Raw genomic sequence first — 11,410 nt, 5'->3', positions numbered from 1 at the left:
CTATTTAGACCTAACCACAGCTAAGCTTTTGCCTGTTTAAGTTGTGGTTAACGCGCGATGCTTGTGCCAGTAATGCATTAAAAACCCGAGCAATAATCCCCAGAAGGCGCTGCCGATCCCCAATACACTCACGCCAGATGCGGTGACGAGAAACGTAATTACCACCACTTCATGTTCGTCGTTATCCGCAAGCGCTGCGGTTAGACTGTTACCTATGGTGCCAAGCAGCGCCAATCCTGCAATCGCGAGCACCAATTCCTTCGGAAATGCGGCGAATAGCCCAACGACTGTTGCGCCGAGTAGACCAGTTATCAAATAAAATACTCCGCCCCAAACCGCCGCCCAGTAACGGCTTGCGGGGTTAGGGTCTGCCTCTTTACCCATGCAAATCGCTGCCGTAATGGCCGAGAGATTAAAGGCAAAGCCGCCAAAGGGTGCAAACAGTACGCCCATCAGACCCGTCACGGTAATTAGTGGCGAGATAGGCGGGCGATAACCATGGCCGTGAAGCGCTGCTACCCCTGGCATATTTTGTGAGGCCATAGTCACCACAAATAAGGGCAGCGCCACACCTACCACGTTGGCTATAGAAAACGCTGGCGCTATCCATACGGGGGCGGCGAATTGCAGCTCAAGCTTATCGAGTTTCAGTAGATCCAATTGATAACTCATCCCTATCCCCGCGACAAGGGTAAGCAACATAATGTAGCGCGGCGCCCAGGGCTTAAGCACAATAAACACCAATAACATCAATAGGATTAAACTCAGTTGAGTCTGCATGGCTTGAAACAGCCCTAAGCCAAACTGCAGTAAAATCCCCGCCAACATGGCCGAAGCGACTGACTGCGGCATGATACGAATAAGCTTATCCATCCAGCCTGCCAAGCCGCAAAGCGTGATCAACAAAGAGCTAATCAGGAAGGCACCAACGGCTTCGTGGATACTTAATCCCGTAAGGCTGGTGACCATCAGCGCCGCCCCTGGGGTCGACCATGCCGTAAGCACCGGATTTTTATAGTAGAGAGACAGGCCAATACTGGTGAGCCCCATGCCGACACCCAAGGCCCACAGCCATGAACTCATTTGTGCCGATGTCGCGCCCACGGCATCCGCCGCCTGCAGGATAATCACCGCCGAACTGCTGTAGCCCACCAGCACGGCAATAAAGCCCGCCGATATTTTTGATAGTCCTAAAGCCTCGCGCCACATCATCCTTACTCCTCTACCTACCTTAGCCTTGATCGTCGAACCATTTCTTGTGCGCTATAACGCACGAGATAGACAAGATAGCACCTGTGCGTTATAACGTACAAATAATTTTTTAAGCGCCAGAACCTAATGCAGACCATCAATAGCTATCTTGCCGCGACCCTAAAGCAACTGCGCAGCCAAAAGGGTTGGAGTTTAGATAAAGCGGCACTCGAGACAGGCGTAAGCAAGGCCATGATAGGCCAGATTGAGCGCGGCGAATCTAGTCCCACTATTGCTACCCTGTGGAAAATCGCCAGCGGTTTTAATACCTCCCTCTCGACCTTTCTGGAGCCAATGCCCGAGAGCCAAGGCGCCGTCTTTCGTAACGCCGATGCATTACGCCAAAAGCCTGCAACCGATGGAATGTTAGTGGCGTCGCTATTTCCCTTTGAGCCTCGCTTTGGTTTTGAAATGTTTGAACTTACCCTATTGCCGCACTATGAGCGTCTCTCCGAGCCCCATGAGGCGGGTGTGACCGAGCATGTGATCGTGTTGAGCGGCACTATGGAAGTGTTAGTCGATGGTCAGTGGCAGCCACTACAGCAGGGTGAAGCAGTGCGCTTTGCCGCAGATAAACCACATGGTTACCGCAACTTAAGAGATCAACCCGTAGTGTTTCATGATCTTATCCACTACCACAGGGAAGCGCCTGCCACTGAGTAACGCCGACAAGCCAAACAACAATAATCGAGACACCCAGTATCAACAATAATCGAGACACCCAGTATTAGCTGCTAGTGGTTGTCCGGAGAGTCAAGTATGACGATAACAGCTGTAGGCAAATCCATGGCGCTGGCTTTGAAGGAACAGGGCTTCAAGCCGGTTCAGGAATGTGAAGCAAAGATCCCCGGGTGCGTCGCGCTTTTGAAAAGGCAAACCTGGGCCAGCAATAGAGCCGTAGCTATGGTTTATCTGGCTGAGTTGCCTTCAGATATGGATACTTACATCAGCCAGTTAAGGAACAGAGTCGCGTTTAAGGTGGGATTCCTGCCGCTAGTTTGGGGTTTGTATCTTCAGGTTATTATCTTTTGCCCCAAAATCAGTGAAGAAGCACTCTCCCCGGCAGATTATGTAGCCAAGTTGGATAATCAATGGGCCATAGTGCAAAGCGTTTTCTTGGTCGATACAGTCAATAAGGTTTTCAAAGAGGGCAGAGCTTGGGGCCAGTTTTTGAGCTCCAGCTACCAGGATGCGATTTCAAGCGAGCTACAGGCCTTTTATACAAAGAGTGATAGATAATTTATGGTTGGAAAATGATCCCTAACTTGGATATTGCCGGCGATTGGCGAGCTTACCTCGAGGCCAGGGCGAACGGAATTAAGTCTTTATGGAAAAAAGAGTTGGCAGCCGTGCTTGAGCGCATAGACGCGCTCGAGGGTGAGGCGCTGGCATCTTACCTTGAGTCGCTATGTGAATTGGCTCTCTGCCGTTCACAGCCGGATATAAACGCCCCGCAAGCCGCGAGCGAGGAGGTTAGCCAACTTGAGCTGGACAGTCCTTCACTGGCACTGCCCTTGGCCCACCCTGGATTACTGCCAAAGTTTCAGGCGTTTTGGCTGGCACGTTTTGATGAGCCCAGAGTAAAACTTTGGCTCTACTGCGCTTATGGGCTCCAGGATACTTATATCAAAATGCGGCCGCTACTGGGTGCCGCAGAAGGCATTGATAATCCGTCTCCCGAGATTTTGCTGCAGCAAATACTGGCCGATAGCGGGGTTACAGACTTCCTGCGCCAGCAAGCAGCATTGCATTTGGCCCGCAGTCTGTTGGAAAGCCTGGATTTTGCGTTGCATGAAGTGCCGTATTGTTTGTGTATTCGGGCCGATATCTGTTGGCAGATGCTAGATGAGCTTGATGAGTTGGCCACTATTTTACCGGTTGTGCCGTTATCCCGCTTTAATTTGAGTGGTGAGGCTATCGCCGGGCATTGACGCTGTGGTGCAACTATTGTGATTACACAGAAGAGCAAGGTGCGCGTGGGCACGAGCCGCTTGAGTATGATGACTGGTGTGCCAAACTGGCAGAAGAGCACGATTGAAAGCGTTTGAGTTGATGCTCAGGAGGGCGAAGTGTTGATACGCTCCCGGGCAAAACGCTTGATTGTAGGCATGGGGATTTAGCGCGCACCGATACGCGGCATGATATAAAATGGCGTGCAAATTTTATTGCAAACTAAAGGAGCGCGAGTGCAGCAGAATCAAAATGAGCAGGCATCAGACCTGGCACAAATCTGGGTCGATGCCGATGCCTGCCCGGTAGTGATCCGCGAAATGTTAGTGCGGGCGGCGGCGCGTACCGGCATCAATGTCACTTTTGTCGCCAATCAGGCGCTCAGGATAACAGGTGCTGCCAGTGTCAAAACCTTACAAGTTCCCAAGGGGTTTGATGTGGCCGATAACGAAATCGTGCGCCTGTGTCAGGCCGGCGATTTGGTGATCAGCAATGATATTCCGCTGGCGGCCGAAGTGATAGACAAGGGCGCCAAGGCGCTCAATAGCCGCGGTGAGCTGCTGAATCGCGACAATGTGCGTGCCCGCCTCAATATGCGGGATTTTCTCGATACCCTACGTGCCAGCGGCATAGATACCGGTGGCAGTCCCAAGTTGAGCCAGGCAGATAGACAGGCCTTTGCCAATGAGCTGGATAAATATCTGCTGCACTGGCAGCGCGCTAAGACGCGTCAGGGGTAAGCCAGCCAAGTCTCGATTCGAAATCACAGAGACTCAAAATTACAGAGACTCGAAAGCTCAGAGACTTGAAATTTTAGCGGCTATGCAGGATTCAGAGCCTACGCAGAATTCAGTTCCTATTTAAGATCTGGCTGCAGTTCAAGACCTGTCATCCATTCAAGACAGGGCATCCATTCAAGACTTGCCCAGATCCGGCGCCTCCGGCAGCGCCTGCTGCAGAAAGTCCAGCAATAGGCTGACCTTGGGCGACAGATGGCGGTTCTGTGGGTATAAGGCCCAAATACCCTCCGGCGCCGCCTGGTAAGCCTCGAGCACTGATACCAGGGCACCGCTGGCGAGATCCTCACCGACATAATAATCGGGCAGTTGCACCAGCCCGAGCCCTTTGCGGGCAGCATCCAATAACCCAGGACCAGAATTACACACCAAGCGGCCACTCAAACGCCATTGACGTTCCTGGCCCTGCTCGATAAAACGCCAGTAAGGGTGGTTACCCAGTAAACATTGATGCCGATGCAGCTCGCCCAGAGTGTGGGGCACGCCGTGGTTGGCCAGATACTCCGGGCTGGCACAGACATAATTGCGGCGACTGCCAAGACGCCGCGCCATCAAGCTGGAGTCCGCCAGCTTACCCAGCCGAATCGCCAAATCATAACCGCCATCAATCAGATCCAGCGTCTTGTTGTTGAGATCCAGTTGCAGATCCAGCTTGGGGTGCAGGCAGAGAAAGTCATTCAGCAGCGGCAGAATAAACTGTTCGCCGTAAGTGACCGGCGCCGTCACCCGCAGCAAGCCCTGCGGGGTTTGTTTCAAACTGCCAAGGGCGCGCTCGGCTTCTTCTATGCCATCTTGCAGCAAGCGGCAGTGGCGATAATAAAGCTGGCCCTCTTCACTGAGCGACACCTTACGGGTAGTGCGATAGAAGAGTTTGCTTGCCAGGCGTTTCTCCAGCGCGGCGATTTGGCGGCTTATCTGCGCCACAGACAAGTTGAGCCGCTCGGCGGCGCGGGTAAAGCTCTGGCTCTCGGCCACGGCGATAAATTCGCTGATCCCTTCCCAGTGGTTCATTATTACTTCTCAGTAAAAGTGATTTGTATATTTGGCTGATTATCTTTTATTTGGGAATAAATACAATGTTGGCATCCGGTTTATGAGCCAAGAGGTTCGTTACCGAATCAATCACAACAGAAGGAAGCGACAATGACAGACAAATTTATCAAGTCCCGCGCCGCCGTAGCCTGGGCTGCCGGTGAGCCGTTGAAGATGGAAGAGGTGGATGTGATGTTGCCCAAGGCTGGTGAGGTGCTGGTGCGCATTGTTGCCAGTGGTGTGTGTCATACCGATGCCTTTACTTTGAGCGGCGACGACCCAGAAGGCGTGTTTCCGGCCATTCTCGGCCATGAGGGCGGCGGTATAGTGGAGATGGTCGGCGAAGGCGTCACCAGTGTGGCGGTGGGCGATCATGTTATTCCTCTTTACACGCCTGAATGCGGTGAGTGTAAGTTCTGCCGCTCCGGTAAGACCAACCTGTGTCAGAAGATCCGTGAGACCCAGGGCAAGGGCCTGATGCCGGATGGTACCACCCGCTTCTTCAAAGACGGCAAGCCGATTTTCCACTACATGGGCTGCTCGACTTTCTCTGAATATACGGTATTGCCTGAGATCTCCCTGGCCAAAGTCAACAAGTCGGCGCCGCTAGAAGAGATCTGCCTTCTGGGCTGCGGTGTCACTACCGGCATGGGCGCTGTAATGAACACTGCCAAGGTGGAAGAGGGCGCCACAGTGGCCATATTCGGGCTCGGCGGCATAGGGCTGTCGGCGGTGATTGGCGCTGTGATGGCCAAGGCCGGTCGCATCATAGGCATAGATGTCAATGAATCCAAGTTTGAACTGGCGAAGAAGCTGGGGGCAACCGAGTGCATCAACCCCAGGGACTATGATAAGCCTATTCAGCAGGTGATTGTGGATTTGACCGACGGTGGCGTCGATTATTCGTTCGAGTGTATCGGCAATGTGGATGTGATGCGTTCGGCGCTCGAGTGTTGCCACAAGGGCTGGGGCGAGTCAGTGATCATTGGGGTTGCCGGTGCCGGACAGGAGATCTCCACCAGACCCTTCCAACTGGTGACCGGCCGGGTGTGGAAAGGCTCGGCTTTCGGTGGTGTCAAAGGACGCTCACAGTTGCCAGGCATAGTGGAAGATTATCTGGCCGGTAAATTCAAGCTGGATGACTTTATCACCCACACCATGGGGCTTGAAGATATCAATGAAGCCTTCGAGCTGATGCATGAAGGCAAGAGCATTCGCAGCGTGATCCACTTCTGAGGACCTTCTGATGGAAAATATCAGTAACAACAGGTCGTTTGGAGGCTGGCACAAGCAGTATCGTCATCACTCCAGCAGTTTGAACTGCGAGATGCGTTTCGCCATCTATCTGCCGGAGCAGGCCAATAGCCAAAAAGTACCTGTGCTGTATTGGCTCTCAGGGTTGACCTGTACGGATGAGAACTTTATGCAAAAGGCCGGGGCCCAGCGCCTCGCGTCTCAGCTGGGGCTGGCTATTGTTTGCCCGGATACCAGCCCGCGCGGAGAAGGTGTGGCCGATGCCGAAGATGCTGCCTACGATCTGGGGTTGGGGGCCGGTTTTTATGTCAATGCTACCCAGGCTCCCTGGAGCAGCCACTATCGTATGTATGACTATGTGGTAGATGAGTTGCCGGCCTTGATAGAGCAGCACTTCCCGGTATCGGATAAGCGCGCCATTGCCGGCCACTCAATGGGCGGCCACGGCGCGCTGATGATAGCCCTTAAAAATCCGGGCCGTTATCTCAGCGCCAGTGCCTTTGCCCCCATCAGTCATCCTAGCCAGTGCCCTTGGGGCCAGAAGGCGTTTGCAGCCTATCTTGGCAGCGACAGGGAGGCTTGGAAGGCTTATGACACGGTAGAGCTGATAAAAAGTGGTGCCAAAGGGCTACCGATGCGAGTTGATCAGGGCGAGAGTGATCTGTTCCTGGCCGAGCAGTTACTGCCACAGGCCTTGCAGGCCGCCGCCACTGACGCCGGAATTGCGCTGAGTTTTCACAGCCACCCCGGCTATGATCACAGCTACTATTTTATTGCTTCGTTTATCGACGAGCAGCTAAAGTTTCATGCCGGCCATCTGGGCTTGTAAACGCTGAGCCTCTCAAATGCAGCGCCGCCGAGGGTTTGCCCCGGCGGCGCTTTTTTATGCGTTATAGCGGCCATTGCCCGGTATCCGCTTGTTGAGTACTTTCTTGTTTACCCCACTTTTGTCTGAGGGGAATTAACGAGCGCAGGGATTAATGGGAGGGAGCATGAAAATAGGCAGATGGCAGACACCCTTCGAGCAGGGGGATCTTTTTATCACTGGGCTCTTCTGGGGCGGTGATTTCATGTTGCAGCTTCCCGGCGGCAAACGCTATCAAATCAAAAATACGCCCCATCCCGGAGTCGATCTCAGCCTGGAGCTGTTTCATTTACCGAGTGAAGGGCGCTATCGGCTGCATTACCACTCGGTCACTGCGTTTCGTATGTTGGATGAACATGGGTTGCTGGAACTTTGGCAGGCGCTGAGCGAGCTTGGGGACGAACAGGGTTACAACAGCCGCCTGATTAAAGATCACGCCTGGTCGCAGGAAAGCCCAATCAGTTTCTTCCATGGACACAGCGAAGGCTGGTCACATCTTATCTGCACCGGCGATGAGTGTGTCGAAGTGTTGTGCCCGGGTGCGCCGGAAATCATCTATCTTGGCAAATGTGCCGCCATGGAGGACTGAAAAATCTTTGGGAAGCGGTGAGATCAGTTGATCTCGACCTTTTCCATCCCCAGTTGCTGCAGCGCTATCACGGCCTGGGTGCGGTTGCGAACCCCCAACTTACGGAAGATAGCGGTGGCGTGGGCCTTGATGGTCGCCTCGGATACGCCCAGGTCGTAGGCTATCTGCTTGTTGAGCAGGCCTTCGGCAAACATCTGCAACACCTTGTATTGCTGCGGCGTCAGCTCAGAGAGCTTGCCGGCGACCTTGTCGGTTTCGTCCTCATCATTGATTTCAACCAACTCTATGCCTTGAGGCAGCCAGATATCGCCGAACATTACTGCGGTGATTGCTTCGACAAAGGTTTCCATCGAAGCTGATTTGGGAATAAAACCGGCGCCGCCATAGTGCAGGGCACGACTGATGGTGGCGGCATCTTCGTGGGCTGAAATCACTATCACCGGCAGTTCGGGGAAGTGGGCGCGCAGATGGATAAGGGTGGAGTAGCCATGGGAGCCCGGCATCTGCAGATCCAGTAGTACCAGATCATATCCCTGATGAGTTTGCTCAAGCAGTTTTTGCAGCGCATCGGCACTGTCGGCCTCAAACCAGCGGGTATTGGATAAACCGCTGTTAAGCGCCTGGCGCAGGGCATTGCGAAATAAAGGGTGATCATCGGCGATGATAATATTTAAGTTTTCTGGCTTCATGGCTTGTTATGATTATGGCTCTGCACGCTGAAGAAGGGTCAATGTAACAGAAAAGTGACAAATAATCCTATTGCTTTATCAGGGTTTAAGTGACTTTTTGTTACTGTCGCTTTTAGACTTTAGTCGAGAACGACGGTCAATAAAAGCCTTTTCAGCGGCAAAGACTGTTGCAGAATGAAACCTAAAAAGCCTGTAGCCAGATACAGGCCAGGATTATGCGAGGGCCTAGTTGGCCAGATCATCGCTCCAGATCTGGGTCGGCTTTCTGTCTTCATCGACAGCCACGAAGGTGAAGACACCGCGGATAGCGTGCTCGCGCTTATCCTGATACATATCTTCTACAAAAATGTTCACTTCGACTTTCATCGAGGTGTTGCCCACATGGATCACCCGGGCGATCAATTCTGCCAGGCTACCGGCGGGGATCGGTTTTTTGAAATCGATTCTGTCAGAGCTGACGGTGACCAGTGTCTTGCGACAAAAGCGGGTGGCGGCGATAAAGGCGGTTTCATCCATCCAGGCGAGGGCTTCACCGCCAAACAGTGTGTTGTGATGATTGGTAATGGACGGGAAAACCGCCTTGATCACCCGAGCCTCGGCTTGTTCAATTCGGCGTGCTACGGCCACTTCATATTGGCTCTGTGTCGTTTCTGGCATACGGCAACCTCAAGGTTATGCTGGAAAATCAGGGGCGGTATTATAGTTCGACCAAAGGCGGATTGACAGCCTGGGCCAGAAAGCCCTGCATGAAAAATATTGGATGTTCAAATGTATCCGGGCATGAAAAAGCCCCGACATCTCCAGCGTGGAGATACCGGGGCGATTCCATTTCAGTGGTCCGTATCTGGGCGACTCATTTGCCCAGCAGGCGGCGTCTTTCCTTGGCAGCAGCGGCCAGATCTCTGAGCAGCTTTTCCGAGTCTTCCCAGTGCAGGCAGGCATCTGTGATGCTTTTGCCGTAAGTGAGTGGCTCACCGGCAACCACTTTCTGATTGCCTTCCACAATAAAACTCTCGGCCATGATACCGGCAATGGCGGTGGAGCCGCTGCGCAGCTGCGTCATGATATCTTCGGCGACTTCCAGCTGCTTCTTGTGCTGCTTCTGGCTGTTACCATGGCTGAAGTCGACCACTATGCCGGAGTGGATCCCAACCGAGTCCATCTGCTCTCTGGCTTTGGTCACATGTTGCTCACTGTAGTTGGGAGTTTTACCGCCGCGCAGAATGATATGCCCGTACGGATTACCATGGGTGCGGTAGACCGCCAGTGAGCCGTCTTTGTCCGGAGAGTAGAAGATATGTGGTTCTCTGGCGGCGCGCACTGCATCGACGGCGATATTGATGTTGCCGTCGGTACCGTTCTTGAAGCCTACCGGGCAGGAGAGTGCCGAGGCCATTTCGCGGTGAATTTGGCTTTCTGTGGTGCGGGCCCCGATGGCGCCCCAAGTGATGAGATCGGCAATATACTGACCATTCACCATATCCAAAAACTCGGTGGCGATAGGCAGTTTCAGCTCGGTGATCTGCTGAAGCAACTTGCGGGCAAGGCGCAGGCCTTTATTGGGGCTGAAGCTGCCGTCCAAGTCAGGATCGGAAATCAGGCCTTTCCAGCCGACTATGGTGCGGGGCTTCTCAAAATAGACCCGCATCAGAATGCAGAGATCGTCTTTGAGTTCATGGTGCAGCTTGGCCAAGCGACCGGCATACTCCAGGGCCGCTTCTGTGTCATGGATGGAGCAGGGTCCTATGATGACCAACAAACGCGGATCGTCACCCTGAATAATGGCTTCGACTTCGCGGCGTTGTTCAACCAGGTAGTCTGCGGCTTCCTGAGTCAATGGATACTCAGATGCGAGTTGGGCAGGTGAGATCACTTTACATAAGAGAGAGGTGCGTAATTCGTCTGTTTTAATGGTCATTCATGATACCGGGGGAAATTTCTTGAGCGCTTTGCGCTTATCTTGTGTCGGATTATAACCAATCGAGCCGAGCTGCAAAGTGGCAATTGTCCGATAATTGCCCAAGTGGGCCTTGAAAAAGTGTCAAGTCCCACTAGAGCCATTCAGGGTTCGCACTGTGGTAACAAGTAGTTAGCCAGAAAATGCCATTCTGTAACTCAGTTTCAACTCGGGCAGGTTTTGTCTGCCGCCTGGGGGGATTTTCAGAACATATGGCGCTCAAGACCCGTGGCGTCGAGGATCTTGGTGGCAATTTCCTCGACCGATTGGTTGGTGGTGTCTATATAAGGTATGCGCTCTTTCTTGAACATCATCTCCACCTCTTTGACTTCGAGGCGGCATTGGCGCAAGGAGGAATAGCGGCTGTTCTCCATTCGGCTCTGACGTATCTCATGCAGGCGTACGGGTTCAATGGTCAGCCCAAACAGTTTGGATTTGTTGCGTTTCAGCACCTCGGGCAGCTTGAGGTTGTCCATATCATCCTGAATAAAAGGATAGTTGGCGGCCTTGATACCAAACTGCATCGACAGATAGAGGCTTGATGGCGTCTTGCCGCAGCGGGAAACCCCAAGCAGGATAATGTCGGCCTTGTCCATATGCTTCATGGTCTGGCCGTCGTCGTTTTCCATGGCAAAGTTGATGGCGTCGATACGGGCATCGTAACCTGCGTTGGCCATACCATGGGTGCGATGCAGTGCCGGGCTGGCCGGTACCCCCAATTGTTGCTCCAGTGGCGCGACAAAAGTGTTGAGAAAGTCGTAGTCCAGGCCTTCACTGGAATAAATGATGTCGCGAATTTCCGGTTTGACGATGGAATGAAACACCAGAGGCCGTTCCCCTGTTGTAATAAAACTATCATTAATCTGCTTTTTAACAGCTTCTGCCTTAGCAATATTTTCCACAAAAGGAATGGTAAGTGAGTCAAATTCCAATGGAAATTGAGAAAGTACTGCGTGACCAAACACTTCGGCCGTGATCGCTGTTCCATCAGAAATGTAGAATACTTTACGTGCCATGCCGACCTCG

The 11,410-nt window shown here is 52.9% G+C and carries 13 protein-coding genes; 7 read left to right on the top strand and 6 right to left on the bottom strand.

Translation table 11 applies throughout. The annotated features are described in order from the left end of the window. Window positions 1–36: 36 nt before the first annotated feature. Window positions 37–1,209, bottom strand: a complete 1,173-nt coding sequence (locus ACF8D4_RS14685) for a benzoate/H(+) symporter BenE family transporter (RefSeq protein WP_028781414.1) — start codon at window positions 1,207–1,209, stop codon at window positions 37–39. A gap of 129 nt (window positions 1,210–1,338) precedes the next feature. Between ACF8D4_RS14685 and ACF8D4_RS14680 the strand changes: the two genes are divergently transcribed. From ACF8D4_RS14680 to ACF8D4_RS14665, 4 genes are all read left to right on the top strand, one after another. Beyond that, window positions 1,339–1,914 carry a helix-turn-helix domain-containing protein gene (locus tag ACF8D4_RS14680; protein WP_025887666.1) on the top strand — a complete coding sequence of 192 codons (576 nt, stop codon included), beginning with the start codon at window positions 1,339–1,341 and terminating at the stop codon, window positions 1,912–1,914. A 96-nt stretch (window positions 1,915–2,010) separates the two neighbouring features. Then, window positions 2,011–2,490, top strand: a complete 480-nt coding sequence (locus ACF8D4_RS14675) for a hypothetical protein (RefSeq protein WP_392465725.1) — start codon at window positions 2,011–2,013, stop codon at window positions 2,488–2,490. Between the two features lie 14 nt (window positions 2,491–2,504). Further along, the gene (locus ACF8D4_RS14670; protein ID WP_392465723.1) at window positions 2,505–3,182 is read left to right on the top strand and encodes a hypothetical protein; all 678 of its coding nucleotides are present in this window, start codon (window positions 2,505–2,507) and stop codon (window positions 3,180–3,182) included. A 288-nt stretch (window positions 3,183–3,470) separates the two neighbouring features. Then, window positions 3,471–3,941: a YaiI/YqxD family protein gene (locus ACF8D4_RS14665; protein ID WP_082052784.1), complete on the top strand. Its 471-nt coding sequence runs from the start codon at window positions 3,471–3,473 to the stop codon at window positions 3,939–3,941. Window positions 3,942–4,115: 174 nt separating this feature from the next. Here the strand turns inward: ACF8D4_RS14665 and ACF8D4_RS14660 are convergent, their stop codons facing one another. Further along, window positions 4,116–5,009 carry a LysR substrate-binding domain-containing protein gene (locus tag ACF8D4_RS14660; RefSeq protein WP_028781419.1) on the bottom strand — a complete coding sequence of 298 codons (894 nt, stop codon included), beginning with the start codon at window positions 5,007–5,009 and terminating at the stop codon, window positions 4,116–4,118. Between the two features lie 132 nt (window positions 5,010–5,141). On the opposite strand from ACF8D4_RS14660, the gene ACF8D4_RS14655 reads away from it, so the two are divergent. The 3 genes from ACF8D4_RS14655 (at window position 5,142) to ACF8D4_RS14645 (ending at window position 7,738) form a co-directional block, all read left to right on the top strand. Further along, the gene (locus tag ACF8D4_RS14655; protein WP_093983116.1) at window positions 5,142–6,266 is read left to right on the top strand and encodes an S-(hydroxymethyl)glutathione dehydrogenase/class III alcohol dehydrogenase; all 1,125 of its coding nucleotides are present in this window, start codon (window positions 5,142–5,144) and stop codon (window positions 6,264–6,266) included. Window positions 6,267–6,276: 10 nt separating this feature from the next. After that, window positions 6,277–7,113: an S-formylglutathione hydrolase gene (gene fghA / locus ACF8D4_RS14650; RefSeq protein ID WP_107004921.1), complete on the top strand. Its 837-nt coding sequence runs from the start codon at window positions 6,277–6,279 to the stop codon at window positions 7,111–7,113. A gap of 163 nt (window positions 7,114–7,276) precedes the next feature. Then, window positions 7,277–7,738 (top strand): hypothetical protein, encoded by a 462-nt coding sequence (locus tag ACF8D4_RS14645; protein WP_025011191.1) that lies wholly within the window; start codon window positions 7,277–7,279, stop codon window positions 7,736–7,738. A 23-nt stretch (window positions 7,739–7,761) separates the two neighbouring features. Here ACF8D4_RS14645 and ACF8D4_RS14640 read toward each other — a convergent pair whose 3' ends face one another. The 4 genes from ACF8D4_RS14640 to ACF8D4_RS14625 form a co-directional block, all read right to left on the bottom strand. Then, complete coding sequence (locus tag ACF8D4_RS14640) at window positions 7,762–8,427, bottom strand: response regulator transcription factor (RefSeq protein WP_044734632.1); 666 nt, start codon at window positions 8,425–8,427, stop codon at window positions 7,762–7,764. Window positions 8,428–8,652: 225 nt separating this feature from the next. Beyond that, window positions 8,653–9,084, bottom strand: coding sequence for an acyl-CoA thioesterase (locus ACF8D4_RS14635; RefSeq protein ID WP_025011189.1), 432 nt, complete (start codon window positions 9,082–9,084; stop codon window positions 8,653–8,655). 196 nt (window positions 9,085–9,280) lie between these two features. Then, complete coding sequence (locus ACF8D4_RS14630) at window positions 9,281–10,345, bottom strand: 3-deoxy-7-phosphoheptulonate synthase (RefSeq protein WP_025011188.1); 1,065 nt, start codon at window positions 10,343–10,345, stop codon at window positions 9,281–9,283. 242 nt (window positions 10,346–10,587) lie between these two features. Then, complete coding sequence (locus tag ACF8D4_RS14625) at window positions 10,588–11,400, bottom strand: pyruvate, water dikinase regulatory protein (protein WP_025887679.1); 813 nt, start codon at window positions 11,398–11,400, stop codon at window positions 10,588–10,590. Window positions 11,401–11,410 lie beyond the last annotated feature (10 nt).

The sequence above is a fragment of the Shewanella sp. YQ_9 genome (assembly GCF_043103185.1).
Lineage (GTDB): Bacteria > Pseudomonadota > Gammaproteobacteria > Enterobacterales > Shewanellaceae > Shewanella > Shewanella algae.
Note: the sequence above shows the minus strand (reverse complement) of the source record. Positions and strands in the feature narration are given on the sequence as shown.

Bases quoted from the DNA above. Each gene is read 5' to 3' on its own strand.
- ACF8D4_RS14685 (WP_028781414.1), bottom strand. From the start codon at position 1,209: ATGTGGCGCGAGGCTTTAGGACTATCAAAAATATCGGCGGGCTTTATT.
- ACF8D4_RS14680 (WP_025887666.1), top strand. From the start codon at position 1,339: ATGCAGACCATCAATAGCTATCTTGCCGCGACCCTAAAGCAACTGCGC.
- ACF8D4_RS14675 (WP_392465725.1), top strand. From the start codon at position 2,011: ATGACGATAACAGCTGTAGGCAAATCCATGGCGCTGGCTTTGAAGGAA.
- ACF8D4_RS14670 (WP_392465723.1), top strand. From the start codon at position 2,505: ATGATCCCTAACTTGGATATTGCCGGCGATTGGCGAGCTTACCTCGAG.
- ACF8D4_RS14660 (WP_028781419.1), bottom strand. From the start codon at position 5,009: ATGAACCACTGGGAAGGGATCAGCGAATTTATCGCCGTGGCCGAGAGC.
- ACF8D4_RS14655 (WP_093983116.1), top strand. From the start codon at position 5,142: ATGACAGACAAATTTATCAAGTCCCGCGCCGCCGTAGCCTGGGCTGCC.
- fghA (WP_107004921.1), top strand. From the start codon at position 6,277: ATGGAAAATATCAGTAACAACAGGTCGTTTGGAGGCTGGCACAAGCAG.
- ACF8D4_RS14645 (WP_025011191.1), top strand. From the start codon at position 7,277: ATGAAAATAGGCAGATGGCAGACACCCTTCGAGCAGGGGGATCTTTTT.
- ACF8D4_RS14640 (WP_044734632.1), bottom strand. From the start codon at position 8,427: ATGAAGCCAGAAAACTTAAATATTATCATCGCCGATGATCACCCTTTA.
- ACF8D4_RS14635 (WP_025011189.1), bottom strand. From the start codon at position 9,084: ATGCCAGAAACGACACAGAGCCAATATGAAGTGGCCGTAGCACGCCGA.
- ACF8D4_RS14630 (WP_025011188.1), bottom strand. From the start codon at position 10,345: ATGACCATTAAAACAGACGAATTACGCACCTCTCTCTTATGTAAAGTG.
- ACF8D4_RS14625 (WP_025887679.1), bottom strand. From the start codon at position 11,400: ATGGCACGTAAAGTATTCTACATTTCTGATGGAACAGCGATCACGGCC.